Here is a 25,999-nt window from a genome sequence, read left to right on the forward strand (position 1 = left end):
GGCAAAAAACAACAACAAACAAAAACCACCAAACACACTATTGAGTTCTCAAACAACACACCCGGTTTTTCGGGCAACCCTGCCAATGTACTCCATGCTGGCAGAGACGTCAAACCCCGTCCTCCAGTCCGATTGGCCTGGGGCCGTGGGCTTCTGGATTTATCGTACGCCCTCCGGTCCCCAATTCCCAAGTCGGCCCGGGCGGCTACACCAGCCGCTCGATCTCGGCGCCCAGACTCACCAGGTTCTCGACGAACAGGGGGTAGCCCCGGTCGATATGGAAGACGTCGTGCACCTCGGTGTCACCGTCGGCGACCAGCCCGGCCAGCACCAGTCCGGCGCCGGCGCGGATGTCCGACGACCACACCGGAGCACTGGACAGCTGCGGGATCCCGCGGATGACCGCGTGGTGACCATCCGTCCGCGCGTCGGCACCCAGACGGATCATCTCCTCGACGAAACGGAACCGGGCTTCGAACACGTTCTCGGTGATCATCGAGGTGCCGTCCGCAATAGACGCAAGGCCGATGGCCATCGGCTGCAGGTCGGTCGGAAAGCCGGGAAACGGCAGTGTCGCGACGTTGACCGCCTTCGGTCGCTCGTACTGGACGATGCGGAACCCGTCATCGGACTGCGTGACCGTGGCGCCGGCGTCGTGCAGCTTGTGCAGCACGAGCTGCAGGTGCGCCGGGTCGACTCCGGTGACCGAGATGTCTCCGCGGGTCATCGCCGCGGCGATGCCCCACGTGGCAGCGACGATGCGATCGCCGATCACCCGGTGTTCGGTGGGGTACAACCGGTCGACCCCGTTGATCACCATGGTCGACGTCCCAGCTCCCGAGATCTGGGCCCCCATCTGGTTGAGCATGGTGCACAGATCGACGACGTCGGGCTCGCGCGCTGCGTTGCGGATTGTCGTCACGCCTTCGGCGAGGACCGCCGCCATCAGGATGTTCTCGCTGGCCCCTACCGACGGGAATTCCAGCTGAATCTCGGCTCCGCGCAGATGATCTGCTTCGGCCACCACGCAACCGTGCTCGATGTTGCATCGCGCTCCGAGCTGGCGCAGACCGGCTTGATGCATGTCGAGTGGCCGCGACCCGATCGCATCTCCGCCGGGCAAAGCGACTTTGGCGCGCTTGCAGCGGCCGACCAGCGGACCGAGGACGCACACCGATGCGCGGAACTGCCGTACCGCAGCGAAATCAGCGTCGTACTTCGGCTCGTCGGGCGAGGTGACCCGCACGACATCGCCGTCGAGTTCCACCGTCGCGCCAAGACCGCGCAGCACCTCGGCCATCAGCGGTACATCGAGAATGTCGGGGCAATTCGTGATCGTGCTGGTGCCCTCCGCCAGGAGCGCAGCCGCCATCAGCTTCAACACGCTGTTTTTGGCTCCCCCGACGGCAACTTCGCCCGATAACCGGTTTCCGCCGGTCACCACGAATCGCTCGCTCACGCGGCTCAGTGTAAACAGCGCCCGACACCTGTGTCAGTTTCATGCACCACTCCGTCCGGTAGCGTTTCGGCCATGGCAGTGCATCTGACCCGCATATATACGCGCACGGGCGATGACGGAACCACGGGTCTCAGCGACTTCAGCCGGGTGTCGAAAAACGACGTCCGGCTAGCCGCCTACGCCGATTGCGACGAGGCCAACGCCGCCATCGGCGTCGCCGTCGCGCTTGGGAACCCAGACGAGCAGATCCTCAACGTGCTCAGGCAGATTCAGAACGACTTGTTCGACGCCGGTGCTGATCTGTCCACTCCCGTGGTCGACAATCCTGAGCATCCTCCGCTGCGCATCACCCAGGGCTACATCGATCGACTGGAATCGTGGTGCGACGAGTTCAACGAATCGCTTCCGGCGTTGAATTCGTTTGTGCTGCCCGGTGGTACGCCGCTTTCGGCGCTGTTGCACGTGGCTCGGACGGTGGCACGGCGTGCGGAGCGTTCCGCGTGGCATGCGGTCGACACGCACGGCGACACCGTCAGCGTGCTCCCGGCGAAGTACCTCAACCGCCTATCGGATCTGCTGTTCATACTGTCCCGGGCCGCCAACCCGGGCGGTGACGTGTTGTGGCAACCCGGGGGTCCCGCGAAGGGTTAGAAGGATCGGCGTCGTGCGCGTGGTGACGGCCGCGATTCGACCCAGGACAAGAAAGCGGTCAACGCGCCACGGTCAAGCGCTATTTCGTAGCCGCGTCGGCGTTCCGGGCTGCTGTCGCGAAGCTCCAGTACGACGATCTCCTCTGTCATGATGTCGAACTCGTCGCCACGAGGCGTCCGCCGCGACACGATCTCCAGCCCGCGACGGCTCAGAGTCCGGTCGGGCCACCACCGAAAGCTCGACAGCCGGTAGAAGCCCGCTTCGCCACCGCGATAACGCATTACGCCGTGCCGCCACCCGTGGCCGCCGATGGCGGGAACGTCGCGAAGGATGGCGGCCGTGCCACCGACCTGCCGCAGTTTCCACAGCCGGTAGCTCAGCGCGACGACAACCGTCAGCAGCACGCCGATCACCGCGACCATGAGGAACATGGACGCGCTCACCGGCGGGCCCGTCAGTCGATCTGGCCCAGGGCGCGGAGCCTCGCTCGGCCCTTCGCGGCGGTTACGTCGTCGTCGGACTCGGAGTCGCGCTTGGCCGCCTCTGCGTCGATCTCCGACTCGAGCTCGGCCGACTCGGCGAGGATGATCACGCTCTCGTCGGTGACCGACATGAAGCCGCCGTCCACGGCGATGCGCAGGTCCTCCTCACCTTCACGCTCGACCCGGACCATGGCGTCATCGACGAGCTGAGCGACCAGCGGAATGTGCCGAGGCAGAATGCCGATCTCACCCGACGTCGTGCGGGTGAAAACGAAGGTGGCCTTGCCAGACCAGATCTCGCGTTCGACGGCGACGATGTCGACGTCCAGTTCGGCCATCGCTATTCGTCCTTGTCGGCGTCGTCGCCCTTGTTGTCGCTCTTCTTGTTGTCGCTCTTCTTGTTGTCGCTCTTCTTGGCGTCGCCCTTGTCGTTGTCGTCGTCGCCGTCTTCGGCATCGTCGCCGTCTTCGGCATCGTCGGCGTCGTCGGACTCATCGCTCTGGGCGGGCGCGCCGTCGCCGGACGTGTCATCCATCTTGGCGCCCATGCTCTCGGCCTTCTTCTGGAGATCCTCGAGGCCGCCGATCAGGAAGAACGCCTGCTCGGGCAGGTGGTCGAAATCGCCCTTCGACAACTTGTCGAACGCCTCGATGGTCTCCTTGAGCGGCACCGTGGAGCCCGGCTGGCCGGTGAACTGCTCGGCGGCCATCATGTTCTGCGACAGGAACCTCTCGATGCGGCGGGCACGCTGCACCAACTGCTTGTCCTCTTCGGCCAGCTCGTCGATACCGAGAATCGCGATGATGTCCTGAAGGTCCTTGTAGCGCTGCAGGATTCGGATGACCTCTTGCGCGACACGGTAGTGCTCGTCGCCGACGACGCTGGGGTCGAGGATCGTCGAGCTCGACGCCAGCGGGTCCACCGCCGGGAAGATGCCCTTGGAGAACACCGACCGAGAAAGCTCGGTCGTGGCATCCAAGTGCGCGAAAGTGGTGGCCGGCGCCGGGTCGGTGTAGTCGTCGGCGGGCACGTACACGGCCTGCATCGAGGTGATGGACCGGCCGCGGGTCGAGGTGATGCGCTCCTGAAGCTCACCCATCTCGTCGGCCAGGGTCGGCTGGTAGCCCACCGCGGACGGCATACGTCCCAGCAGAGTGGACACCTCGGAGCCGGCCTGCGTGAACCGGAAGATGTTGTCGATGAACAGCAGCACGTCCTGCTCCTGCTCATCGCGGAAGTACTCCGCCATGGTCAGCGCCGACAGCGCGACCCGCATACGGGTGCCTGGCGGCTCGTCCATCTGACCGAACACCAGCGCGGTGTCCTTGAGCACGTCGGCGTCGGCCAGCTCGACCCAGAGGTCGTTGCCCTCACGGGTGCGCTCCCCCACGCCGGCGAACACCGACGTGCCACCGAAGTTTCGAGCGATGCGGTTGATCATCTCCTGGATCAACACCGTCTTGCCCACGCCCGCGCCGCCGAACAGGGCGACCTTGCCACCGCGCACGTACGGCGTCAGCAGGTCGACAACCTTGAGGCCCGTCTCGAGCATCTCGGTACGGGGCTCGAGCTCGTCGAACGACGGTGGCTTGCGGTGGATGGACCACTTGTCGAAGTCCTTGCCGTAGCCCGGATCGTCGAGGCAGTCGCCGAGCGCGTTGAACACGTGGCCCTTGACGCCCTCGCCGACCGGCACGGAGATCGAGGCGCCGGTGTCACTCACCTCGACGCCGCGCACCAGACCGTCGGTGGGCTGCATCGAGATGCAGCGCACCAGGTTGTCGCCCAGATGCTGAGCCACTTCAAGCGTCAGCGTCTTCGCGAGGTCCTTGTAGTCGATCTGAGCGTGCAGCGCGTTGAACAACTCCGGCACGGAGCCGCGCGGGAATTCGACGTCGACGACGGGGCCGGTGACGCGGACGACGCGGCCCGCGGTGTCGGAGCCGGTCTTTTGTTCGGTCTTTTCGATAGCAGCAGTCATTCGTCTCTTCTTCGCTTCCTAGGGCTACTTCTTGGCGGCGTCCGCAAGCGCGTTCGCGCCACCGACGATTTCGCTGATTTCCTGGGTGATCTGGGATTGCCGTTCCCGGTTGGCCATCAGGGTCAGATCCTTGATGAGGTCGTCGGCGTTGTCGGTCGCCGACTTCATCGCGCGCCGACGCGACGCCGACTCCGATGCCGCCGCCTCGAGCAGCGCGGCGAAGATACGGGTGGAGACGTAGCGCGGCAGTAGTGCCCCGAACAACGTCTCCGCATCCGGCTCGAATGAGAACAGCGTCTGTGGTCCGGTGTCCTCGTCGCTGTACTCGACCACCATCGGCGCCACCCGGCGGGCGATCGCCGTCTGCGACAGCATTGTCTTGAATTCGGTGAACACGATGTGCAGTTCGTCGACGCCGAGGACGTTGTCCGCTCCCGGGTCGTCACCCTCGTCGTCCATTCCCGCGGTGAACGCGTCGACCAATGTCGACGCGATCTCCTGCGCGTTCTCGTAGTCGGGCCGCTCGGAGAAGCCTGTCCACGATTCCTGGATGTCCCAGTTGCGGAAGCTGTAGTAGCCCAGCGCTTTCCGGCCCACCACGTACAGGACAGGTTCCTTGCCCTCCGACCGCAGGAGTGCGAACAGCTCCTCGGAGCGCCGGAAGATGTTCGCGTTGTATGCGCCCGCGAGCCCGCGGTCCGACGACACCACCAGGACGCCGGCCCTTTTGGGGTTCTCGCGTGCGACCAGCAGCGGGTGGTCCAGCGCGCTGGCGCTGGCCAGTTCGGTGAGCATATTGGTGATCTCGCGGTCGTAGGGCCGAGCCGCCTCGACTCGGGCCTGCGCCTTGGCGATCCGCGAGGTCGCGATCAGCTCCTGGGCCTTGGTGATCTTCTTGATCGACCCCGCGGAGCGGATGCGTCCGCGCAATTCGCGCAGTGTGGCAGCCATTTGGTCTCCAGGCCTTACTTCTTCTTCGGCTTGGGCTTGCGGACCTTCACCGATTCTTTCTCGACGTCACCTTCATCCATGGCGTCGACGTGCTCGTCGGCGACGACCGAGCTGCCGTCGGTGGTGTCGAAGCCCTTCTTGAAGTCGTTGATCACCTTCTCGAGCGTGTCCTCGAGTTCCTCCGAGAGCTTCTTGCTGTCGCGGATCTCCGTCAGGATCTTCTCGTGGGAGCCCTTCACGTGCTCGAGGAACTCCTGCTCGAACTTGTGGACGTCCTCGATGGGCACCGAATCCAGATGGCCCCTGGTGCCGAGGAAGATGGCCACCACCTGTTCCTCGACCGGCATCGGGCTGTTCTGCGGTTGCTTGAGCAACTCGACAAGGCGGGCGCCACGATCCAACTGCTTTTTGGACTGTTCGTCGAGGTCAGAGGCGAACGCCGAGAACGACTCGAGTTCGCGGTACTGCGACAGGTCCAAGCGGAGACTTCCCGCCACCTCTTTCATGGCCTTGATCTGAGCGGCGCCGCCGACGCGGGACACCGAGACGCCGACGTTGATGGCCGGCCGCACGCCCTGGTTGAACAGGTCGGTCTCCAGGAAGCACTGGCCGTCGGTGATCGAGATGACGTTGGTGGGGATGTAGGCCGAGATGTCGTTGGCCTTGGTCTCGATGAGAGGCAGGCCCGTCATCGATCCGCCGCCCAGCTCGTCGGAGAGCTTCGCGCAGCGTTCCAGCAGCCGCGAGTGCAGGTAGAACACATCGCCCGGGAATGCCTCGCGGCCCGGCGGACGCCGTAGCAGCAGCGAGATGGCGCGGTAGGCCTCCGCGTGCTTGGTGAGGTCGTCGAACACGATCAGCACGTGCTTGCCGTCATACATCCAATGCTGGGCGATCGCCGAACCGGTGTAGGGCGCAAGCCATTTGAAGCCGGCAGAGTCCGAGGCCGGGGCCGCGACAATGGTGGTGTAATCCATCGCGCCACCCTCTTCGAGGGTCTGGCGCACGCTGGCGATCGTGGTGCCTTTCTGGCCGATCGCGACGTACACGCAGCGGACCTGCTGGTCCGGATCGCCGGTCTCCCAGTTCTGCCGCTGGTTGAGGATGGTGTCGACGCACAACGCGGTCTTGCCCGTCTTGCGGTCGCCGATGATCAGCTGACGCTGACCGCGACCGATGGGCGTCTGCGAATCGATGGCCTTGATGCCGGTCTGCAGCGGCTCACTCACACCTTGGCGCTGCACCACCGACGGCGCCTGCAGCTCCAGGGCGCGCCGCTCACCGGTCTCGACCTCGCCACGACCGTCGATCGGCTGGCCGAGGGGGTTGACCACGCGTCCGAGGTAACCGTCGCCGACCGGCACCGAGAGCACCTCGCCGGTCCGCTTGACCTGCTGGCCCTCTTCGATCTTTGCGAAGTCACCCAGGATCACCGCGCCAATGCTGTGCTCGTCGAGGTTCAACGCCACGCCGAGCACACCGCCCGGAAACTCCAGCAGCTCCTGCGTCATCACCGACGGCAGGCCCTCGACGTGGGCGATACCGTCACCGGCGTCGATGACAGTTCCGATCTCTTCGCGCTCGGTCTCGGCCTCGAAGCCGGCGACATACTCCTCGATGGCGCCCTGAATGTCGGTTGCCGAGATCGTTAACTCTGCCATGGCGTTTCGTCTTCCTACTTCGTGAATTGGGTCTTGGTGGTATCGGGGTCAGTCGGGCAGCTGGGTCTCGGCCGCCGCCAGCTTGGACGCCAGCGAGCCGTCGATCACCTCGTCGCCGACAGCGATGGTCAAGCCGCCGAGCAGCTCTGAGTCGATCTCCAGCTGGAGCGACACCGGATGGCCGTAGATGCGGCTGAGCAATTCGGTGAGCCGGTTGTTCTGCTCCTCGGTGAGCTCAGCGGCGGCGCGGACGTGCGCGACGACCTCACCGCGCCGTGACACCGCAAGATTCGCGAGGTCGCGCACAGCGTCGTCGGCACGCTCGCCGTGCAGTAGTTCGATCGTCTGACGCAGCAGGTCCGCGGTGTTCTTGCTGGCCCGTCGGGCAAGCACCTTGTTGAGCAAGCCGATTCGCCCGTCGAGCGGTGCGGCGTACTCGCTGAGCAAGGTGATCAGCTGAGGTTGCGAATCGAGGATGCGGCTGAACCTGAACAGCTGGTCCTCGACGTCCTCGATCTGACCTTCCTGCTCTGCGCGGACCAGAATTGCGAGCCTGGCGGTGTGCTGGATGCCGTGGATCAGATCCTGTGTGCTCGACCAGCGATGCGAGGCAGCGGTTTTGAGTACGTCGAGCGCGCTGTCGGACACCTTGCCCGACAGCAGCCGTTCGACCAGCTGCACCCGCAACTCCGAAGTGCTGGAGGGGTCGGCCAGGTGTCGTGCGAGCAACGGCTCCTTGCGCAGCAGCTTGGTCGTCGACGCCAGATCGTTGGCCAAGCTGGTCAACGCGTTGGCATCGAGCCCGCCGACGCTTTCGTCGAATCGCTTGACGACCTCGATGACCGAGTCGCGGCTGGCGGCGCGGAGCTTGGCCGTGACGGCGTCACCGAACACGGTGGTCGAGGGCGCCATCTCGTCGAGTTCGGTGAGGAAGCGGTCGACCGTGGCCGATTGCTCGGCCGGATCGGAGACGAAGTCGCGAACCAGATCGCCTGCCCGGTGCACGGACTCGGCCCCGAGACTCTGCCGCAACTCGCGGATCAGCTGCTGGCGCAACAATTGAACCTGTTGCGCGCCCTGCACTTTGATGCGCTCGAGCTCCACATCGGCTTGCGCGCGCAGCTGCTCAGCGATCTTCTCGGCGTCGTGGCGCGCCTCTTCGATCACCTTCGCGGCTTCGGCCTTCGCCTCTTCCAGTGCTTTGGCGTGGTCGCTGTCGGCCTCGGCGACCTGCTTCTCCGCCGTGGCATGCTCTTCGAGCTGGTTGCGGACGGCTTCCTGCTGGTTCTTCATCATGTTGCGTACCGGCGGCAAGACGAACTTGACCACCAGGAAAACGATGACGATGAAGCCGACGAGCTGTCCTATGAAGGTCGACATCCGACTACCGCCCCTGTCCCGTCGATACCGGCACCGTGCGGGTCGTGACGTCCACGCCGAGCACGCGGCTCGCCAGATTCGCCGCGAGATTCTCGACCGACGTCTGAAGTTCGACGGTCAGCGCGCGGGACTGCTGGCCCAACTCCTCGTTGGCGTGTTGCAGCACCGTGGATACCTCCGCGTTGGCCCGGGCCCGTGCCTCCTCGACGATCTTGCGTCCCTCGGCACGGGCCTCCTCCCGCACGTTGGTCGCCTCGCGACGCGCCTCACCCATCACCCTGCGGTAATCAGCGTCCGCCGCGGCGCGCAGCTTGGCTGCCCGACGGTTGTCTTCGGCGGTCTTGTACACCATGGCTTCGCGCTCGTGCAGCACCTTGCTGATCGGCGGCACAACCCATTTGGCGATGACGCCGAGAACGATCAGGAAGATGAGCAACACGAAGAAGAAGGTGCCGTTGGGCACGAGGAAGTTGCTCTGCCCGCCTTCTGCCGCGAGAACCGTTGTGGTGCTGAGGTCAACCATGAACTCTGCTTTCCGGCTGTTTAGGAGGCACCCGGGGTGGCGAAGACGAACAGCGCCATGAACGCCAGGTTGATGAAGTACGCCGCCTCGACCAGACCGACCGTGATGAAGAACGGCGTGAAGAGTCGGCCCTGAGCCTCGGGCTGGCGAGCGATGCCGGCGATCAACGCGTTACCCGCGATGCCGTCACCGATACCGGCGCCGATGGCGCCGCCTGCCATGATCAGTCCACCGCCGATAAGGGCGCCGGCGACGATAGTGGGATCCATTTCCTATCCTCCTTGATAACTGGTAGCGGTGCTACCAGGTTGTGGGTCCTGCTTGTGCGAATCGCTAGTGATGGTCGTCCTCGAGTTCCATCGACTGGCTGAAGTACAAGATCGTCAGTAGCGCGAAGATGAACGCCTGGATGGCGCCGACGAACAGGTCGAAGCTCTTCCAGATGGCGTTCGGCAGCCACATGATGTACGGCGGGAACAGCGCGATCAGCGCCACCAGGATGCCACCGGCGAAAATGTTGCCGAAGAGTCGCAGCGACAACGAGATCGGCTTGGCCAGCTCCTCGACGATATTGATCGGCGCGAGGATCGCGACATGGCCCTTCAGCACCCGGAACGGGTGGCCGAGCGGGCCGCGGCGCCAGAAGCCCGCAGCGTGGTAGCAGATGAAGACGAACAGCGCGAGCGCCAGCACGAAGTTGATGTCGGACGCCGGCGGCTTGAGCAGTTCGTGGATCGCACCCTTGTCATCGGTGTACTGCCACGGGAACACCGACAACCAGTTGGCGACCAAGATGAACACGAACAACGTCACGGCCAGCGGCAGAACGAACGGGGCGATCTTCATGCCGATCGCGTTCTCGATCTGGGTGCGCGACTGGACGGTGATCGCCTCCCAGAACAGCTGCACCCCACCCGGCACACCGGACGAGGTCACCTTGGCGCGCAGGTAAAAGGCCAACCCGAGAACGATCGCCGCGGCGATCGCAGTCGCCAGCACCGTGTCGGTGTTCACCGTGAGTCCGAACCAGTGCGCCTCGGTGTGGTGTCCGACCTGGATGCCGGATTCTGCGGCGAGGATGTTCTGGGTCATTACTGCGTAGCCTCTCCTTCGAGTCCGCCTGTGCCTTCCGGGCTACCCGCCTTGAGCTTTTTCATCACCGGCAGTGCGGTCGAGACGACCAGGACCACCTGGAACAAGGCCATGCCGAATACGACGCCGAGGCCCTGTGGTCGGAAGATGAACGCGATGGTCAGACCAATCACCGTCATGACGAGGAGTCGGGTGGCCGAGTTGAGCGCCATCTTGCGCTTGAGCGGATGCTCCTCGGCGGTAATCGATTCCACAGAACGCTGGATCAGGATCGCGTTGAGCAAACCGAGTCCGAGCCCCACTCCGAAGAACACGCCGACCATCGGATGGTCGAGCAGCGCGGCCACGGCAGTCACCAGGCCGGCGAAGACCACACAGATTGCGGACAGCCGCACGGGCCGGAATGCAACGGAGGGAAACACCAACGGCGCGTCTTGCGCTGGCGTCGTCACTGCTTCACCTCAATCCCGCGGTCGAAGGACGATGTCCCGATGATCCTGTGAGTGGCGCCACGAGCGTATCGGAGGGCGTCGGGCTCGCTGGAATCACCCAAGGGGCAGCTCCCTTTGTCGGTCGTTGTTCCGGTCCGATCGGCGGCGAACCGAGGGGCCCGGAGGCCGGCAACCCGCGAGGTTTTTCGGGTTCTGACAGCACCCTAACACATGGTGAGAGCCATAAAAGGGGGTCTACTACTTTTTGTCGTACATTTCCTCGGACTCGTCGTCACCGCGCCTCAAAAGGGGGATGACGGTGACGACGATGGCGACCAGAATGGCCGCCAGCATCACCGCACCCGTATAGCGGGGGTCGAAGAAGATGGTGCTTGCTGCACCCAGCGCGATGATGCCGACCCACATGTAGACCAGCAGCACCACCCGTCGGTGGGAATGCCCGATCTGCAGCAGACGGTGATGCAGATGCATCTTGTCCGGGGTGGTGAAGTGCACGCCCGCGCGAGTGCGCCGGATGATGGCCAGCAGGGCGTCGAGCGCGGGCACGAACATCACCGCGACCACCAACAGGAATGGCGACAACAGAGCAAAAACGTCGCGCACCCCGTAAGCGGTTTGCGAGATGGGTCCCGCCGCCGTCGTCGAAGCGGCGGCCAACATCAGCCCGATGAGCATCGACCCGGAGTCACCCATGAAGATCTTGGCGGGGTGGAAGTTGTGCGGGAGGAAGCCGAGGCAAACACCGGCCAGCACAACGGAAATCACGGCGGGCGGGTAGAACAGGACGTCGCCGCCGTGGTCGCGCAGCAAACCGACCGAGAAGATGCAGATGGCCGACGCGGTGATCAGCCCGAGGCCCGCGGCCAGACCGTCGAGCCCGTCGATGAAGTTCATCGCGTTGACGATCGACACCGTCAGCGCCAGCGTGAGCAGGATCGACGCCACCTGGTCGAGCACAATGGTTCCGACGCCGCCGAAGGGGATGTAGAGCACGCTCCAGGCGACGCCCATCGTGACAAGCACACTGGCCGCGGTGATCTGGCCCGCGAACTTGGTCAGCGAGTCCAGTCCCCACCGGTCGTCGATCAGACCGATCGCCATGATGAGCCCACCCGCCACGACGACCGCGGGCATGCCCGAGGAGTAGACGAAGCCGCGGGTCAGGGCCGGCAGTTGCGAGGCCAGCAAGACGGCCGCAACGACGCCGACGTACATCGCCAAGCCGCCCATGCGAGGAATCGGCTCGAGGTGCACGTCGCGTTCCCGCGGATAGGCCACGGCGCCGAGCTTGCGTGCCAGCACCCGGACCCAGCCGGTGGCGAAGTAGGTGATGATGGCCGCGGTCAGTCCGACCAGCGCGAGCTCACGAAGGGGGACGCCCGCGCCGCGTTCATTGAGCGCCAGCAGGTTCTCTGCCGCGTGGAACACCGGTGAACCGTACTGCACGTGACCCCGGATCAATCCGTGAGCGCCGAAGGCTCAACACCGAGGACGTCGGCGATCGCCTCGACGGTCACCGGACCCTGGCGCAGCACGCGCGGGTGCGCGCCGGTGAGGTCGACGATCGTTGACGCGGCCTGCTGCGCCGACGGGCCCGCGTCCAGGTACACCTCCACGAGGTCGCCGAGTTGTTGGCGCGCCTGTTCGGCGGTGACGGCGGCGGGGCGACCGGTGATGTTGGCGCTCGACACCGCCATGGGCCCGACTTCACGCAGGAGTTCGATCGCGACCGGGTGCAGCGGCATCCGCAACATGACCGTGCCGTGGGCGTCGCCGAGATCCCACTGCAGCGACGGTGCCTGGCGCACCACCAGACTCAACGCTCCCGGCCAGAAGGCCGCGATGAGTTCGCGCGCGGTGTGCGGAACGGTGTAGACCAAGCCGTCGATGCTGTGCCACGAGCCGACCAGTACCGGAACGGGCATGTCGCGGCCGCGCCCCTTCGCCGAAAGCAGGGCCGCGACGGCGTCACCGTCGAAGGCGTCGGCGCCGATGCCGTACACGGTGTCTGTGGGCAACACGACCAGCCGGCCGCCCTTGAGCGCGCTGATCGCTGAGGCGATCCCGTTCTCTCGTTGCGCGTCGTCGGAGCAGTCGAAGACCTGCGTCATGACGCCCTCCGCGCGGTCACGAAACGGGGTCGCCCGGCGAGGTCGCGCCGAGCGGCCACGTGATCGAAACAACTTGTCCGATCGAAACTTTGGACGGTCCGCCGCGACGTGGTGTCGTCGTGCTCGACGGCGCAGTATCCGCCGACGCGCAACCAGCGGGCGGCAAGTTCGACGATGGCGTCGATCACGCGCATGCCGTCGGGCCCGCCGAACAGCGCATGGTCCGGATCATGTTCGGCCACTTCGGGCTCCAACTGCGCACCGTCGGGAATGTATGGCGGATTGGCGACGAGGAGGTCAACCTGGCCGTCGAGTTCGGGCAATAGGTCCGGCGCCGTGACGTCGGCGTCGATCAGGTCGACGTTCGTGCCGGACAGATTGCGCTGCGCATAGGTCAACGCGTCGTCGGAGTCGTCCACGGCGATGACGCGAGCGTCCGGCCAGTTCTTCGCCAGCGCCAGCGCCAAGGCACCCGAGCCCGTACACAGATCGACGATCACCGGAGAACCCGGCAGTGGTTGCGCGACAGCCCATTCCAATAGCGACTCGGTTTCCGGCCTGGGTACGAAGACGCCGGGTCCGACAGCCACCTCGACGGGGCCGAACGGCGCGGTGCCCAGGAGGTGCTGCAGGGGCACTCGCTCAACGCGCTGGGCGATCAGCCCGTCGTAGCGGCTGACGAATTCCGGGGTCGTGTCGACGAGCGCGAGGCGTCCGCGGACGGTGCCCGCGGCGTGTGCGGCCAGAAGTTCGGCGTCGACGCGAGGAGATCCGACTCCCGCCTCGGCGAGTGCTTCCGTGGCGGCGTCGATCACCTGGCGCACTGTCATGCCCCAGCCAACCTGGCTTGTTTGTCCGCGGCGGCCAGCGCGTCGAACAATGCGTCGAGGTCGCCGTCGAGCACCTGGTCGAGGTTGTGCGCCTTGAAATTGATCCGGTGATCGGCGATGCGGTTCTCCGGGAAGTTGTAGGTGCGAATCCGCTCGCTACGGTCGACAGTGCGGATCTGGCTGGCTCGGTCCGCCGATGCGTCGGCCTGCGCCTGCTCCTCCGCCAGCGACTGCAACCGGGCCGCAAGCACCTGCATGGCGCGGGCCTTGTTCTGCAACTGCGATCGCTCGTTCTGACAGGTGACCACGATGCCGGTGGGCAGGTGGGTGATGCGCACCGCGGAGTCCGTGGTGTTCACGCCCTGACCGCCCTTGCCCGACGACCGGTAGACGTCGATGCGCAAGTCGGACTCGTCGATCTGGACTTCTTCGATCTCCTCGGGTTCTGGATACACCAGGACGCCTGCGGCCGAGGTATGTACGCGCCCTTGTGATTCCGTGATGGGAACCCGCTGGACGCGGTGCACACCGCCTTCGAACTTCAGCCGCGACCAGACCCCGTCGGCGGTGTCGCCCTTGCTCCTGATCGACAGGGTCGCGTCCTTGTAGCCGCCGAGATCCGACGTCGTCTCGTCGAGCATGGTCACGTTCCAGCCGTGCCGCTCGGCGTACCGGACGTACATGCGCGCGAGGTCCGCAGCGAACAGCGCCGACTCCTCGCCGCCCTCCCCCGACTTGACCTCGAGCACGATGTCGTCGGCGTCGTGCGGATCCCGCGGCGCGAGCAGATCGGTCAGCTGGGTTTCGAGATGTTCGACGGTGCCCTGCAACTCGATGACCTCGGCGGCGAACGACTCGTCGTCGGCGACGAGCTCGCGCGCGGCTTCGAGGTCGCCACAGGCGGCCTCGAGCTTGCGATAGGTCGAAACGATTGGCGACAGCTGAGCGAAGCGTCTGCCCACCTTACGCGCCTGGGCTGCGTCGGCGTGCAGACTCGGGTCCGACAGCTGACGCTCGAGGTCGGCATGCTCGGCCACCAACGCCTCGATGGCTCCCCCCGGCTGAGCCGGGGATCCAGCGCGGGCGGTGTCCGTCACGTCAAACTCCTTGGCCGAAACGCAGACCGACGCCCGGCCTGGCCGCTGAGGCGGCAGATCGGGCGTCGGAAAGGCAGCTACTTGTCGGTGGTGTTCTTCTCAGCAGCCCCGGCTTTCCCCGTCGCCCCGGCGCGCTTGCCGTAGCGCTTCTCGAAGCGTGCGACGCGGCCGCCGCTGTCGAGGATCTTCTGCTTGCCGGTGTAGAACGGGTGGCACTGGGAACAGACCTCGACGGCGATCTGGCCGTTTCCCTTGGTGCTACGCGTGGTGAAGGTGTTGCCGCAACCGCAGTGCACCGTGGTCTCGACATACTCAGGGTGAATACCCGATTTCATGGTTTCCTCTTCCATTGTGGCCCCGGGTCGCCCCTCCGTGAAGTGGAGGTGTGTTGGCGTGAACCGGAACCGAGGGTCAGCGGTCCATTATGCCAGTTCAACCGCCAGCAGCCTAAACGCGTACCCAGGGCTCGCTATTCCTGCGCGGTCGGGCTAGAGCAGCCCGCCACCGCCCAGCAGTCCACCGCCGTCGCCGTCGCCGCCGTCTGGCCGGTCCTCGTTGGGCAACGGCGGGCGCGGTTCGGGTTCGACGCTGAAGGGCGCCCGCGTGATCGGCGACGGTGGCTGTGTCGCCTCGGGCTCCGGGGCAGGCGAGGTCACCTGCGGCGGCGGTGGCGGAGCCTGCGGTTCGACCGTGGCCTGCGAAGGCTGTGTGGCCGACGCGGGCGTCGATGGCGGCGCCGGTACGGGGGCGGGCACCTGTGCCGGCAGGACGGGTGGTGCAGGCGCCGTCGCGCTCGGAGCGGTCGTGGTGTTCGACGGAGCCGCGGGTACGAGCGGCGAGTCGACTGGTTCGGTGCGGTCGGGACGCAGAAACAACATGCCGAGCACCACCGCGGCCGCTACCACCGCCGCCACCAGGATGCCGAGGATCCAGTTGGTTTGCGCGCCGGGCGGCTCTTTGCGGTGCGCGCCACCCTTCGCGGCGGTTGACTCGCCTGCCACGTCGTCGTCGGCCTGCGCGCTGTCCTGCGATTCAAAGAGATAATCGAACCCAGGGCTAGGCCCCTCACCCGCCATGGGTCGATGGTACAGACCGCTAATTGGCGGCGAGGTGAAATTTGCTGCCGTCGCGTCGCCACAGCACCCGCCCGTCGGCTTTCGCGCCACGGGCAACGAGTTCCCTTTTCACGATCTTGTTGGTCGCGGTGCTGGGCAGATCGTCGGCGACCCAGACGTACCGCGGCCAGGCTTTCGGCGACAGATCGCGTTGCGCTGCCAGGAATCGCTCGAATTCCGCCGGGGTCAGCTCCGCGTCGTCCTGCAGCACGACCGCGGCCATCACCTGATCGCCGACGAGCTCGTCAGGCACCGGGTAGACCGCAACGCGGTTGATCGCAGGCAGCCGCAGCAGGATGCGTTCGATCGGCGCAGTGGTCAAGTTCTCGCCGTCGACGCGCATCCAGTCGGCGGTGCGCCCCGCGAGATAGATGAATCCGTCCGCATCGCGGTAGGCCAGATCGCCGGACCAGTACATGCCGTGGCGCATGCGCTCGTCGGTGGCGTCGCGGTCGTTGTAGTAGCCGGAGAAGAAGCCGGTCCCGGCGGTGTTCACCAACTCACCGATTGCCTCGTCGGCATTGACCAGTGCGCCGTCGGCGTCGAACTCCGCGGTCGGGCACTCGGTCACTGTCTCGCTGTTGTAAATGGCCACACCCGGAAACCCCTGGCCGATTGAGCCTTTCGGCGTGTCGGGCGTGCGGGTGATGATCACGGCGTTCTCCGTCGAGCCGAATCCGTCGTCGACCGTCACCTCGAAGCGGCGCCCGAACTCCTCGATGTCCCGGTCGGTCGCCTCGTTGCCGAAGGCCACCCGCAGGGGGTTGTCCCGGTCGTCGGGCTGCTCGGGGGTCGCCAGCACGTACGCGAGCGGCTTGCCGACGTAGTTCATGTACGTCGCGCCATAGCGGCGGATGTCGGCCAGAAAGCCCGACGCGGAGAACTTCGCCGGCGCCATCGTCGCCCCGGACACCAGTGCGGGGGCCCAGCCGCCGACCACGGCATTGGAATGGAACAACGGCATCGACAGATAGCAGACGTCGTCGGAGGTCAGCGAGAACTTGTCGGCCAACGCCGTGCCCGCGAACAGCACCATGGAGTTGGCCACCTGCACGGCCTTGGGGTTACCGCTCGTGCCCGAGGTGAAGATCATCATGAAGGTGTCGTCGGCCCCGACTTCGCGGTGCGGCGTCAGCGCGGGCGCCGACGCCAGCAGCTCTGCCCACTGCGGCGTGGACGTGTCGAACACCGTGATGCCGGGCAGGTTCAGCCCCTCGAGCAGGACGCGGTGTTCGGCGTCGGTGATCAGGAATTGGCAGTCGACCTTCACGATGTCGCGCTCCAGCGCCTCCCCCCTGCGGGTGGTGTTCACACCGCACAGGACGTAGCCGCCGAGACCCGCTGCCGCCAGCGCCGTCAGCATGTCCGGGGTGTTGCCGAGCAGCACGCCCACGTGCAGCGGGCGGCCCGGCTCGGCAGCCGCGATCAGCGCCGCGGCCTGCGCGGACGCCTCGGCGAGGTGCTCGCGCCAGGTCCAAGTGCGGTCGAGGTACTTCACCGCGACGGCGTCCTGCTCGGCGCGCTCGCGAAGCAACTGCTGAAGCGTGTCCGCCATGGCTCACCTCTCGACAGTGAACAGATCTAGGAATGTGTCTACCATGGCACAATGCCCCGACCACGCCCGACGGGGCATGCAGACGACGAGGAGTCCAACGGGTGACGAGCAGCACGGCCACCAACCCGGTCCGCGATCGGCTGATCGACGCTGCGGAAATTTGTCTGCGCGCCAAGGGAATACGATCGACGACCGTATCGGAGGTTGCCGAGGTAGCGGGAGTGTCGCGGGGCTGGCTGTACCGGCATTTTCCGGACAAGGTAGCACTGCTGGGCGCCGCGATAGTGCGACTCAACGACGCATTCTGGTCGGAGGCGCACGCGTTGCTCGAACGCGTCGAGGGACTTGAACACCAGATCGTGGCGGGCATCCTGCACGGCCGAACCGCCTACGACGATCCCGGCGCGCTGCTGATGAAGTTGCGGGTGGAAGAACCAGAGGAGTTCGCGGCGTGTGCAGGCGCCGGAGTTCAAGGACTGGTACCCGACCTCGCCGCCTTCTGGTCACGGTACCTGATCGAGGCGCGCGAGAACGGTGAGATCCACCCCGACACCGATATCGCTGAGGCTTCGGAATGGCTTGCGCGCGTGCTGATCTCGTTGGCCACCGTGCCCGGCGAGCAGCTTGACCCAGGCGACCCTGATGCCGTGCTGACACACCTGCGCCGCTATGTCATGCCGGGCCTTCGGGCTGATCCGGCGGTGTGAACTCGAACTCGCCGCCGTTGATACGGGCGAGCATCTGGGTGGTCCACGCCGCGTTCGAGGCGAATGTCCCGCGCCACAACTCGAGAAGGTGTTGAGCATGCGGCGGCGCGTCGGGATCCGGCCAGTCGGCCTTCATCTGGCGTAACTGGGTCGCGATCGATTCGGTGGTCTCCAGCTGGGCGTGAAGGAGCGCGGCCACGCGTGTGCGAGGCAAGCTGCGCATGAAGGCGATTCCAGCGCCGAACTCCTCGATGTCGGGACTCTGCAACGCGGCTTCGAGCAGTTCGAAGAACGCCCGCTGGCCGGCCGCGGTGATGCGGTACGCCACCCGGGCCGGCCCGCTGGGGCTGTTCTGCGGCTCCGACGCGCTGAGCAGGCCTTCTCGGTGCAACTGCTTGATCGCGTGGTAGATCGACGGCGGCTTGACCCTGGTCCAGGTGTCGACGCGCCAGGACGTCAACTCCCGATGCACCGCATAACCGTGGGCCTCGCCGCTGTTGCGGACGACGCCGAGAACCAGCAGCCGAACCGTCGACATCAGTCGGACAACCAGCGTTGCAGGTCGACGGCTGCACTCAAGTCATCGGCCAACTCGGCGCGGTCCTGCTCCGTCAGCGGAAAATTCCGCAACTCTTCGGCGATCTGTATTGCGCGGTCGCGGTCCCCCAACGCCACCGCGAGTTCAGCCCTGTTCGCCAGCGCTCGGGCGACGTCGCGCGGCGACGCGGTCGCCCGGTGCCGCTTCAGCGCGCTGTCGAGTGCACGCGCGGCGGCCCTGTGGTCGGTCTTGAAGTCGCGCAGAATCCGCGCATTGTCAATGGCTTTGGCCAACCCAGTGAGCTTCTTCGATCCGCCGTACTCCAGCTCGATCGGTTCATCCCGACTGATGAACACGATGTTGTTGCCGGATGGGTCGACGGTGGTGAAACGGGTCTGGCCGGGTCGGTACCGGGTGATTCGCGGCCGTCCCTTCGCCAGCACCTTGCCGTAGCGGGCCCGTAGCGCTTCGGAGAAAGCCCGGTGATAGCCGGCCACATCGTCGGTCATCACCAGGCAGCCGCCGGAGCACTCCTCCGCGGGATCGAGCCCCGCGGGCGGTTTGCCGTAGTGCAGTTCGACGTCGCCGCGGCGCAAGGACAGGTAGAGGTAGGGACGGGTCTGGTTGTAGGTCACCTCGAATCCGAGCGCGGTGAAGAAGTCGAGGGTGTCGCCGGGCGCTACGCAGGGCAGGAGCGGGATCGTGGTGTCCGTCATGCGGACCACGGTACTCAAAGTTGAGTAGCGATCCTACCGAAGCGCGCTGATGCCAGCGGGCCGACCGGCCAGCGTCATCACGATGTCGCGGATCGGCGCCTCGACGCGCCGGCCGTCGCCGACGCGGAAGTCGGCGTCGGTCGCCGCGAGTTCGATCCCGCGCAGGCGGCGGCGCGGGTTGAGCGGGAAGCGCATCCCCCACAATCGGCGAGCCGCCACGACAGCCGCATCGGGCGGCATCGACAATTCGAGGCCGAGGGGTACCGCGATGTCCTGGCCGTGCACAAGAACATCCATCAGCGGGTCGCATTCCGCGGTGCCGGGCGGACGCCGCCGAGATCCCCTCATACCTCGCAGCGCCTCGGTGATCTGGTGTGGAGTTCGGTTGTCCTGCACGGCGACTCGATACACCATTGCGTTGAACCGGAAACCGGACCGCACGGCCTCGAGCGCCATCCTGGGCTTGGCCATGTGAGAGTGTGTCAGGTGCGCCGCCACGTCGCGCACCGTCCACCCCTCGCACAACGACGGCGTGTCCCAGCGGTGCGCCTCGACGGTGTCGAACAGGTCGGCCAGTCGCGCGCGCTGGTCATCGACGTGTCGCCAGATGGTGTCGGAGTCCATGTCGCCCTACCTTCGTTTTAGTCAGGCTTCCTGACGAATATTGTCAGGTATCCGTACTAAAGTCAACGGGTGGCTGACTCGCCGAACACCGCGACACTCATGTTCATCGCCCATCGCGCGATGGAATCGCGCGTCATGGAGGCCTTGGCGGCGGCGGGCGTCGGCGACATCACTGTGGCGCAGTCGCGGTTGATGCAGCGTCTTGATCCGCGCGGCATGCGGCTGACCGACCTCGCGGAGCAGGCGCGCGTCACAAAGCAGACGGCCGGCGAGCTGATCGGCCAACTCGAGCGTGCCGGCTACGTGGTGCGCGCACCCGACCCTTCAGATGCGCGAGCCAGGCTCGTCACCTTGAGCGACAAAGGAGTTGCGCTCTGTCAGATCGCGGGCGCCGAGGTCGCCAGGGTCGAGCGGGAATGGCGAACGTTCCTCGGCGACGACGCGTTCACGCAGCTGCACGAGGCGCTGACCGCGCTGCGCGCGATCACCGACCCCTATCGGTGAGGTCTCAGTCGGAGTCCATCGAGCCTGGCGCGGTCTTGGAAACCTGGACCAGGAACTCGTAGTTGTTCTTGGTCTTGCGCAGCTGGCTCATCAACAGGTCGATCGCCTGGTGCGGGTCGAGACCCGACAGCACCCGGCGCAGCTTGTGTACGACCGAGAACTCATCCGGTGACAACAGCAACTCGTCCTTGCGGGTGCCGGACGGGTTGACGTCGACGGCCGGGAAGACCCGCCGCTCGGCGATCTTGCGGTCCAGCTTGAGCTCGGCGTTACCGGTGCCCTTGAACTCCTCGAAGATCACCGTGTCGCCGGTCGAACCGGTCTCGACCATCGCCGTGGCGATGATCGTCAGCGAGCCACCGTCTTCGATGTTGCGGGCAGCGCCCAGGAACCGCTTCGGGGGGTACAGCGCGGTGGAGTCCACGCCACCGGACAGGATGCGGCCCGACGCGGGCGACGCGTTGTTGTACGCGCGACCGAGGCGGGTGATCGAGTCGAGCAACACGACGACGTCCTTGCCCTGCTCGACCAGGCGCTTGGCCCGCTCGATGGCGAGTTCGGCGGCCTGCGTGTGGTCCGACGGCGGGCGGTCGAAGGTCGAGGCGATGACCTCACCCTTGACCGACCGCTGCATGTCGGTGACCTCTTCAGGCCGCTCGTCGACCAGCACCACCATCAAATGGCACTCGGGGTTGTTCCTCGTGATCGCGTTGGCGATGTCCTGCAGGATCGTGGTCTTACCGGCCTTCGGCGGCGACACGATCAGCGCGCGCTGCCCCTTGCCGATCGGCATGATCAGATCGATCACGCGAGTCGTCAGCTTCTCGCCTGAGGTCTCCAGACGCAGGCGCTGATTCGGGTACAGCGGGGTCAGCTTCGTGAAGTCGGGGCGCTTCTTGGCGTCGTCGACCGCCCCGCCGTTGACGGAGTCCAGCCGCACCAGCGGGTTGAACTTCTGCCGTTGGTTGGTCTGCTCGCCGTCTTTGGCCACCCGCACGGCGCCGGTCACAGCGTCGCCGCGGCGCAGGCCGTTCTTGCGCACCATGTTCATGGACACGTAGACGTCGTTGGGCCCGGCCAGGTAGCCGGAGGTGCGGACGAACGCGTAGTTGTCCAGGACGTCGAGAATGCCCGCGACGGGCTGCACGACGTCGTCCTCGCGCAGTTCGGTATCACCGCGCTCGTTGCCGCCGCCGCCTTCGCCGCCGCGCTCACGGCGTCTGCGGTCGCGGAACCGGCGGCCACGGCGACCCTGGCGACCATCGCCGTCGTCGTCGCCGGCGTTGTCGGCGTTGCCTGCGTTGCCGCCACCGCGGTTCTGACCGCCCTGCCGGTCGTTCTGCTGCTGGTCGCCCTGGCGCTGGTCGCTCTGCCGCTGGTCACTCTGCCGCTGGTCGCTCGGCTGCTGGTCGCCGTCGGACTTCGTGTCGGTCTTGGCGTCGTCGGTCTTGGTGTTCTGACCGGCGTCGGCGTCCTGCTTGGGCTGGTCGTTCTGCTCGGAACCGCTCGGCGAGCCGGTGCCGCGTGAGGCGCCGCGACGCTCGCGGCGGGGCCGGGTCGGCTGGTCGGTCTGCTGCTGGCCGTCGGCGGAGGCCTTATCGTCGGTTGGCTCGGCGGCAGCGGGGGGCGCCGGCGCGTCGTTCGCGGCGGCGTCGGGCGCCTTCGCCTGACGGGCGCGGCCGTTGGAGTCGCCACGGCGCTCCTTGATCGCGGCTACCAGTTCGCTCTTGCGCATGCCGGAGGCGCCTTCGACGCCGATCTCCTTGGCAAGCGCGCGCAGCTCGGGCAGCACCATCGTGGACAGTGAAGCGGGCCGATCGCCCGACGCGACGTCAGCCGTCGGCGCCGTTTCCGCGGTGGACGTCGGCGCCGACGCGTCAGCTTCCGCGGGAGAGTTCGTAGCCACGGTGTTCGGCAGATCGACGCTGTCGTCGCTGCCACCAGCCGTGATGAGGTCCGTATCAGTCACGGATTTCCTTTCTGTCCCCTGCGTTCGAGTCATGCGGGGGGTTTTGGTTGCGTTCAGCAACGGGTTCCGCCGGCAAGCGGCAAACCTTCAGTCCACGAGATGAACACTTAAAAGAAGAGTGTCGTCCTAGTGTCGGCGCAGGCAGAGACGCTGCGATTGCTGGACGAGAGCGAGAATAACCCGCTTCGGGGCCGGAAGCAAGAAACACGCTGGTTCTCGTGTGACTTCTGATGCTCGGACCCGTCAGCCGTGGACTCAACCTCTGACCGCAACACCCGACGTCCACCGCACACCGTCACCGATGGTCATCTCGCGGACGCAGAACCCGTTGGCTGCGCCGTACTCCAGAGCTTCCGCGGGTAATTCTGCTTGCGCGCTGAGTGCGATCACCGCAGGTCCAGCCCCGGACAACGCAGCTGCAACACCACAACGCCGCAGGAGCCGCAGGTATTCCGCAGATGCCGGCATGGCAGCCGCCCGCTGCGGCTGATGCAGGACGTCCTCGGTCGCCTCCATGAGCAGATCGGGTCGTTCGGTCAAAGCCAGCACGAGCAGCGCCGATCGGCTCAAGTTGAACCGTGCGTCGATATGGCTGACCTGCTCGGGAAGCAGCACGCGCGTCTCGGCCGTCGACGAACGGTCTTCGGGCACGGCGGAGAACAGCCGGATGTCGGGATGTAGACGCAGCGGCGCTGCCGAATAGCGCGGCAGCGCGCCATCGTGTTCGGTCCACGACACCACGGCTCCGCCCAGGACGGCGGCCGACGCGTTATCCGGATGCCCCTCGAACTCACTGGCCAGCTGAATGAGTTCGGTCTCGGCGAGCGGCGATGAACCGTCCTGGTTCACAAGGCCGTTGACCACCGCCAGGCCGCCCACAACCGCCGCCGCAGACGAACCAAGTCCCCGCGAATGCGGAATATCGTTGCGGCAGCGGACGTTCAGCCCGGACACTCGTGCGTTCACCGCCTGCAGTCCGTGCTCGATGGCACGTACCACCAGATGCGAAGAGTCCAGCGGAACCTGACCGGCGCCTTCGCCTTCGACGTCAACCTTCAGGCCGGATTCGGTTGTCTCCACCACGATCTCGTCGTACAGACTCAATGCAAGCCCCATACAGTCGAAGCCGGGGCCCAGGTTGGCGCTGGACGCCGCCACGACGGCGGTGGCCGTCAACCCGGCGGGCAGGGTTTGCATCACTAGTTCAAGCCCAGGATCTCGGCCACCGCGACGGGGTCGACCTGCAGGGGCGTGACGGACGGCATGCCCTTCAACGCGGTATCGGGGTCCTTGAGCCCGTTACCCGTCACGGTGCACACGACGGTCGACCCCTTAGCCACCCAGCCGTCCTCGATGGACTTGAGCAGTCCGGCGATGCTCGCGGCGGATGCCGGCTCGACGAATACGGCTTCGGTCCGCGCCACAAGGTGATACGCGGCAAGGATCTCCTCGTCGGTGGCGGCCAGGAAGCGGCCGTTCGACTGCTCCTGGGCTTCGACCGCGGTGGCCCACGACGCCGGTGAGCCGATGCGGATCGCGGTGGCGATGGTCTCGGGATGGCTGACCGGCGCGCCATGCACCAGTGGCGCCGCGCCCGCGGCCTGAGTGCCCAGCATGCGCGGCAGTTGACCGGACACGCCGTCGCGGTGGTACTCGGTGTAACCCTTCCAGTACGCCGTGATGTTGCCCGCGTTGCCGACGGGCAGCGAGTGCACGTCCGGCGCCTCGCCGAGCGCGTCGACGATTTCGAACGCGGCCGTCTTCTGTCCTTCGATGCGGAAAGGGTTGACGGAGTTGACCAACGACACGGTCGGGAAATCGGCGGTGAGCTTGCGGGCCAGTTCGAGGCAGTCATCGAAATTGCCGTCGATCTGAATGATCTTGGCGCCGTGCATGACCGCCTGCGCGAGCTTGCCCATCGCGATCTTTCCCTGCGGCACCAGCACCGCGCAGGTGATTCCGGCGCGGGCCGCGTAGGCGGCGGCCGACGCCGAGGTGTTGCCCGTCGACGCGCACAACACGGCCTGCTGACCGTGGGCGACGGCTTCGGTGACCGCCATCGTCATACCGCGGTCCTTGAACGAGCCTGTCGGGTTGAGCCCCTCGACCTTCAAATGCACTGTGCAGCCGGTGAGTTCCGACAGCCGCGGCGCGGGTAGCAGCGGGGTGCCGCCCTCGCGCAGGGTGATCGGCGTCCAGTCGTCCTTCACCGGGAGGCGGTCGCGGTACGCGGCGATCAACCCCGGCCAGGGCTGGTGAACACCGTTGCGCGGGGCGCTCATTCGCTTATGCCCTCCATCCGCAGCACACTGTTGATGGTCTGCACGACATCGAGGTCGGCCAGCGCCGCGACCGTCTCCGACAGTGCGGCGTCGGTGGCCTCGTGGGTCACGACGACGATGCGAGCACCGCACCGCTGCCCGCCTTGGTCCACCATGCCTTCCTGGCGCACTTCGGCGATGCTGACCTCCCGCTTGGCGAATTCTGCTGCGACAGACGACAACACGCCGGGCCGGTCGGCGACGTTCATGTTTACGTAGTACCGAGTGGGAATGAAACCGATCGGCGAGATCGGCAGTTTGGCGTACTTCGACTCGCGCGGTCCGCGACCACCCTGCACGCGGTTGCGCGCGGCCATGACCAGATCGCCCATCACCGCAGACGCGGTCGGCGCACCCCCGGCGCCCTGCCCGTAGAACATCAAGCGACCCGCAGCCTCGGCTTCCACCACGACGGCGTTGAACGCACCGTTCACCGAGGCCAGCGGATGGTCGAGCGGCACAAGCGCCGGGTACACCCGCGCCGAGACCCGCTGCTGTTCCTCGTCGCTCGTGAGCCGCTCGCAGATGGCCAGCAGCTTGATCGTGCAGCCGAGTGCGCGCGCGGATTCGAAGTCGGCCGGGGTCACCTTGGTGATGCCCTCGCGGTAGACGTCGTCGGCCGTCACCCGGGTGTGGAACGCGATCGACGCGAGGATCGCCGCCTTGGCAGCGGCGTCGAAGCCCTCGACGTCGGCGGTGGGATCGGCCTCGGCGTAGCCAAGCGCTCCGGCGTCGGCGAGGGCAGAGGCGTAGTCGGCACCGGTGCTGTCCATCTCGGACAGGATGTAGTTGGTGGTGCCGTTGACGATTCCGGCGACCCGCAGCACGGAATCGCCCGCCAGCGACTGGGTCAGCGGACGGATGACCGGAATCGCGCCGGCGACGGCGGCTTCGAAGTACAGGTCGACGTGGGCGGCTTCGGCCGCCTGCGCCAGCTCGCCGGTCGACTGGGCCATCAGTGCCTTGTTCGCGGTGACGACCGACTTGCCCTGCTCGAGTGCGGCGAGGATGGCCTTGCGCGCAGGCTCGACTGGCCCCATCAGCTCGACGACCATGTCGACGTCGTCGCGCGAGACCAGCTCCTCGATGTTGTCGGTGAGCAGTTCGACAGGCACTCCGCGATCGGCGGCCACCCGTCGCACGCCGATGCCGCGCAGTTCCAGCGGGGCGCCGATGCGGGCGGTCAGGTCGCCCGCGCTCTGCTCGATGATGCGGACGACCTGGCTGCCGACGTTGCCCAGTCCGAGCACCGCTACGCCGATGGGCTTTTCGCTCATTGG

General features: G+C 66.2%; 28 protein-coding genes. 3 read left to right on the top strand and 25 right to left on the bottom strand.

From position 1 onward, the window contains the following. Window positions 1-205 precede the first annotated feature (205 nt). Entirely contained in the window at window positions 206-1,459 is a 1,254-nt protein-coding gene (gene murA / locus N4S67_RS00005; protein ID WP_260990897.1) for a UDP-N-acetylglucosamine 1-carboxyvinyltransferase, read from the bottom strand. 72 nt (window positions 1,460-1,531) lie between these two features. Between murA and N4S67_RS00010 the strand changes: the two genes are divergently transcribed. Further along, window positions 1,532-2,110, top strand: coding sequence for a cob(I)yrinic acid a,c-diamide adenosyltransferase (locus N4S67_RS00010; RefSeq protein WP_260990898.1), 579 nt, complete (start codon window positions 1,532-1,534; stop codon window positions 2,108-2,110). Here the strand turns inward: N4S67_RS00010 and N4S67_RS00015 are convergent. The 17 genes from N4S67_RS00015 to fadD1 form a co-directional block, all read right to left on the bottom strand. Further along, window positions 2,107-2,553, bottom strand: coding sequence for a DUF2550 domain-containing protein (locus N4S67_RS00015; RefSeq protein WP_260990899.1), 447 nt, complete (start codon window positions 2,551-2,553; stop codon window positions 2,107-2,109). The two genes, N4S67_RS00010 and N4S67_RS00015, sit on opposite strands and share 4 nt — an antisense overlap. Window positions 2,554-2,564: 11 nt before the next feature. Next, complete coding sequence (locus tag N4S67_RS00020; RefSeq protein WP_260990900.1) at window positions 2,565-2,930, bottom strand: F0F1 ATP synthase subunit epsilon; 366 nt, start codon at window positions 2,928-2,930, stop codon at window positions 2,565-2,567. Window positions 2,931-2,932: 2 nt separating this feature from the next. Then, on the bottom strand, window positions 2,933-4,573 hold the full coding sequence (gene atpD / locus N4S67_RS00025; protein WP_390893158.1) for a F0F1 ATP synthase subunit beta: 1,641 nt from the start codon (window positions 4,571-4,573) through the stop codon (window positions 2,933-2,935). A 24-nt stretch (window positions 4,574-4,597) separates the two neighbouring features. After that, window positions 4,598-5,524 carry a F0F1 ATP synthase subunit gamma gene (locus N4S67_RS00030; RefSeq protein ID WP_260990901.1) on the bottom strand — a complete coding sequence of 309 codons (927 nt, stop codon included), beginning with the start codon at window positions 5,522-5,524 and terminating at the stop codon, window positions 4,598-4,600. A 14-nt stretch (window positions 5,525-5,538) separates the two neighbouring features. Continuing rightward, entirely contained in the window at window positions 5,539-7,185 is a 1,647-nt protein-coding gene (atpA, locus tag N4S67_RS00035; RefSeq protein WP_260990902.1) for a F0F1 ATP synthase subunit alpha, read from the bottom strand. A 48-nt stretch (window positions 7,186-7,233) separates the two neighbouring features. Then, a complete protein-coding gene (locus tag N4S67_RS00040; protein WP_260990903.1) occupies window positions 7,234-8,565 on the bottom strand; it encodes a F0F1 ATP synthase subunit B/delta in 1,332 nt (443 codons plus the stop codon). A gap of 4 nt (window positions 8,566-8,569) precedes the next feature. Continuing rightward, window positions 8,570-9,088, bottom strand: a complete 519-nt coding sequence (locus tag N4S67_RS00045; RefSeq protein ID WP_260990904.1) for a F0F1 ATP synthase subunit B — start codon at window positions 9,086-9,088, stop codon at window positions 8,570-8,572. Window positions 9,089-9,108: 20 nt separating this feature from the next. Beyond that, entirely contained in the window at window positions 9,109-9,357 is a 249-nt protein-coding gene (locus N4S67_RS00050; protein ID WP_260990905.1) for a F0F1 ATP synthase subunit C, read from the bottom strand. Between the two features lie 64 nt (window positions 9,358-9,421). Then, window positions 9,422-10,180 carry a F0F1 ATP synthase subunit A gene (gene atpB / locus N4S67_RS00055; protein WP_260990906.1) on the bottom strand — a complete coding sequence of 253 codons (759 nt, stop codon included), beginning with the start codon at window positions 10,178-10,180 and terminating at the stop codon, window positions 9,422-9,424. Further along, window positions 10,180-10,632 carry an ATP synthase subunit I gene (locus tag N4S67_RS00060; RefSeq protein WP_260990907.1) on the bottom strand — a complete coding sequence of 151 codons (453 nt, stop codon included), beginning with the start codon at window positions 10,630-10,632 and terminating at the stop codon, window positions 10,180-10,182. The genes atpB and N4S67_RS00060 overlap by 1 nt, the downstream gene beginning before the upstream one ends. Before the next feature lie 237 nt (window positions 10,633-10,869). Next, window positions 10,870-12,090, bottom strand: coding sequence for a glycosyltransferase family 4 protein (locus tag N4S67_RS00065; protein ID WP_260991986.1), 1,221 nt, complete (start codon window positions 12,088-12,090; stop codon window positions 10,870-10,872). Continuing rightward, window positions 12,090-12,743: an L-threonylcarbamoyladenylate synthase gene (locus tag N4S67_RS00070; RefSeq protein WP_260990908.1), complete on the bottom strand. Its 654-nt coding sequence runs from the start codon at window positions 12,741-12,743 to the stop codon at window positions 12,090-12,092. Before N4S67_RS00070 ends, N4S67_RS00065 begins: the two co-directional genes overlap by 1 nt. Then, complete coding sequence (prmC, locus tag N4S67_RS00075; RefSeq protein WP_260990909.1) at window positions 12,740-13,573, bottom strand: peptide chain release factor N(5)-glutamine methyltransferase; 834 nt, start codon at window positions 13,571-13,573, stop codon at window positions 12,740-12,742. Before prmC ends, N4S67_RS00070 begins: the two co-directional genes overlap by 4 nt. Next, window positions 13,570-14,622: a peptide chain release factor 1 gene (prfA, locus tag N4S67_RS00080; protein WP_260991987.1), complete on the bottom strand. Its 1,053-nt coding sequence runs from the start codon at window positions 14,620-14,622 to the stop codon at window positions 13,570-13,572. The genes prmC and prfA overlap by 4 nt, the downstream gene beginning before the upstream one ends. Before the next feature lie 125 nt (window positions 14,623-14,747). Then, on the bottom strand, window positions 14,748-15,005 hold the full coding sequence (gene rpmE, locus N4S67_RS00085; RefSeq protein WP_260990910.1) for a 50S ribosomal protein L31: 258 nt from the start codon (window positions 15,003-15,005) through the stop codon (window positions 14,748-14,750). A 153-nt stretch (window positions 15,006-15,158) separates the two neighbouring features. Continuing rightward, the gene (locus N4S67_RS00090) at window positions 15,159-15,746 is read right to left on the bottom strand and encodes a hypothetical protein (RefSeq protein ID WP_260990911.1); all 588 of its coding nucleotides are present in this window, start codon (window positions 15,744-15,746) and stop codon (window positions 15,159-15,161) included. 19 nt (window positions 15,747-15,765) lie between these two features. Continuing rightward, window positions 15,766-17,340 (bottom strand): fatty-acid--CoA ligase FadD1, encoded by a 1,575-nt coding sequence (fadD1, locus tag N4S67_RS00095; protein ID WP_260990912.1) that lies wholly within the window; start codon window positions 17,338-17,340, stop codon window positions 15,766-15,768. 101 nt (window positions 17,341-17,441) lie between these two features. Between fadD1 and N4S67_RS00100 the strand changes: the two genes are divergently transcribed. Further along, on the top strand, window positions 17,442-18,047 hold the full coding sequence (locus tag N4S67_RS00100) for a TetR/AcrR family transcriptional regulator (RefSeq protein WP_260990913.1): 606 nt from the start codon (window positions 17,442-17,444) through the stop codon (window positions 18,045-18,047). On the opposite strand, the gene N4S67_RS00105 is transcribed toward N4S67_RS00100, so the two are convergent. Genes N4S67_RS00105 through N4S67_RS00115 form a run of 3 tightly spaced genes read right to left on the bottom strand, consistent with a single transcriptional unit; the run spans window position 18,013 to window position 19,925 of the window. Then, on the bottom strand, window positions 18,013-18,585 hold the full coding sequence (locus N4S67_RS00105; protein WP_260990914.1) for a PadR family transcriptional regulator: 573 nt from the start codon (window positions 18,583-18,585) through the stop codon (window positions 18,013-18,015). The two genes, N4S67_RS00100 and N4S67_RS00105, sit on opposite strands and share 35 nt — an antisense overlap. Then, a complete protein-coding gene (locus N4S67_RS00110) occupies window positions 18,585-19,301 on the bottom strand; it encodes a glyoxalase (protein ID WP_260990915.1) in 717 nt (238 codons plus the stop codon). Before N4S67_RS00110 ends, N4S67_RS00105 begins: the two co-directional genes overlap by 1 nt. A gap of 33 nt (window positions 19,302-19,334) precedes the next feature. Continuing rightward, window positions 19,335-19,925, bottom strand: a complete 591-nt coding sequence (locus tag N4S67_RS00115; protein ID WP_260990916.1) for a maleylpyruvate isomerase family mycothiol-dependent enzyme — start codon at window positions 19,923-19,925, stop codon at window positions 19,335-19,337. A gap of 69 nt (window positions 19,926-19,994) precedes the next feature. Here N4S67_RS00115 and N4S67_RS00120 point away from each other — a divergent pair, with 69 nt between their 5' ends. Beyond that, a complete protein-coding gene (locus tag N4S67_RS00120) occupies window positions 19,995-20,429 on the top strand; it encodes a MarR family winged helix-turn-helix transcriptional regulator (RefSeq protein WP_260990917.1) in 435 nt (144 codons plus the stop codon). Between the two features lie 4 nt (window positions 20,430-20,433). On the opposite strand, the gene rho is transcribed toward N4S67_RS00120, so the two are convergent. From rho to N4S67_RS00140, 4 genes are all read right to left on the bottom strand, one after another. Then, window positions 20,434-22,398: a transcription termination factor Rho gene (rho, locus tag N4S67_RS00125; RefSeq protein ID WP_260990918.1), complete on the bottom strand. Its 1,965-nt coding sequence runs from the start codon at window positions 22,396-22,398 to the stop codon at window positions 20,434-20,436. Between the two features lie 255 nt (window positions 22,399-22,653). Then, on the bottom strand, window positions 22,654-23,595 hold the full coding sequence (thrB, locus tag N4S67_RS00130) for a homoserine kinase (RefSeq protein WP_260991988.1): 942 nt from the start codon (window positions 23,593-23,595) through the stop codon (window positions 22,654-22,656). A gap of 2 nt (window positions 23,596-23,597) precedes the next feature. Beyond that, window positions 23,598-24,680: a threonine synthase gene (thrC, locus tag N4S67_RS00135; protein ID WP_260990919.1), complete on the bottom strand. Its 1,083-nt coding sequence runs from the start codon at window positions 24,678-24,680 to the stop codon at window positions 23,598-23,600. Further along, entirely contained in the window at window positions 24,677-25,996 is a 1,320-nt protein-coding gene (locus tag N4S67_RS00140) for a homoserine dehydrogenase (RefSeq protein WP_260990920.1), read from the bottom strand. Before N4S67_RS00140 ends, thrC begins: the two co-directional genes overlap by 4 nt. Between the last annotated feature and the right edge of the window lie 3 nt (window positions 25,997-25,999).

Origin of the sequence: Mycobacterium deserti (assembly GCF_025345615.1) — a bacterium.
GTDB lineage: Bacteria > Actinomycetota > Actinomycetes > Mycobacteriales > Mycobacteriaceae > Mycobacterium > Mycobacterium deserti.

Bases quoted from the DNA above. Each gene is read 5' to 3' on its own strand.
- N4S67_RS00010 (WP_260990898.1), top strand. From the start codon at position 1,532: ATGGCAGTGCATCTGACCCGCATATATACGCGCACGGGCGATGACGGA.
- N4S67_RS00020 (WP_260990900.1), bottom strand. From the start codon at position 2,930: ATGGCCGAACTGGACGTCGACATCGTCGCCGTCGAACGCGAGATCTGG.
- atpD (WP_390893158.1), bottom strand. From the start codon at position 4,573: ATGACTGCTGCTATCGAAAAGACCGAACAAAAGACCGGCTCCGACACC.
- N4S67_RS00030 (WP_260990901.1), bottom strand. From the start codon at position 5,524: ATGGCTGCCACACTGCGCGAATTGCGCGGACGCATCCGCTCCGCGGGG.
- atpA (WP_260990902.1), bottom strand. From the start codon at position 7,185: ATGGCAGAGTTAACGATCTCGGCAACCGACATTCAGGGCGCCATCGAG.
- N4S67_RS00040 (WP_260990903.1), bottom strand. From the start codon at position 8,565: ATGTCGACCTTCATAGGACAGCTCGTCGGCTTCATCGTCATCGTTTTC.
- N4S67_RS00045 (WP_260990904.1), bottom strand. From the start codon at position 9,088: ATGGTTGACCTCAGCACCACAACGGTTCTCGCGGCAGAAGGCGGGCAG.
- N4S67_RS00050 (WP_260990905.1), bottom strand. From the start codon at position 9,357: ATGGATCCCACTATCGTCGCCGGCGCCCTTATCGGCGGTGGACTGATC.
- atpB (WP_260990906.1), bottom strand. From the start codon at position 10,180: ATGACCCAGAACATCCTCGCCGCAGAATCCGGCATCCAGGTCGGACAC.
- N4S67_RS00070 (WP_260990908.1), bottom strand. From the start codon at position 12,743: ATGACGCAGGTCTTCGACTGCTCCGACGACGCGCAACGAGAGAACGGG.
- prmC (WP_260990909.1), bottom strand. From the start codon at position 13,573: ATGACAGTGCGCCAGGTGATCGACGCCGCCACGGAAGCACTCGCCGAG.
- rpmE (WP_260990910.1), bottom strand. From the start codon at position 15,005: ATGAAATCGGGTATTCACCCTGAGTATGTCGAGACCACGGTGCACTGC.
- N4S67_RS00090 (WP_260990911.1), bottom strand. From the start codon at position 15,746: ATGGCGGGTGAGGGGCCTAGCCCTGGGTTCGATTATCTCTTTGAATCG.
- fadD1 (WP_260990912.1), bottom strand. From the start codon at position 17,340: ATGGCGGACACGCTTCAGCAGTTGCTTCGCGAGCGCGCCGAGCAGGAC.
- N4S67_RS00105 (WP_260990914.1), bottom strand. From the start codon at position 18,585: ATGTCGACGGTTCGGCTGCTGGTTCTCGGCGTCGTCCGCAACAGCGGC.
- N4S67_RS00110 (WP_260990915.1), bottom strand. From the start codon at position 19,301: ATGACGGACACCACGATCCCGCTCCTGCCCTGCGTAGCGCCCGGCGAC.
- N4S67_RS00115 (WP_260990916.1), bottom strand. From the start codon at position 19,925: ATGGACTCCGACACCATCTGGCGACACGTCGATGACCAGCGCGCGCGA.
- thrB (WP_260991988.1), bottom strand. From the start codon at position 23,595: ATGCAAACCCTGCCCGCCGGGTTGACGGCCACCGCCGTCGTGGCGGCG.
- thrC (WP_260990919.1), bottom strand. From the start codon at position 24,680: ATGAGCGCCCCGCGCAACGGTGTTCACCAGCCCTGGCCGGGGTTGATC.
- N4S67_RS00140 (WP_260990920.1), bottom strand. From the start codon at position 25,996: ATGAGCGAAAAGCCCATCGGCGTAGCGGTGCTCGGACTGGGCAACGTC.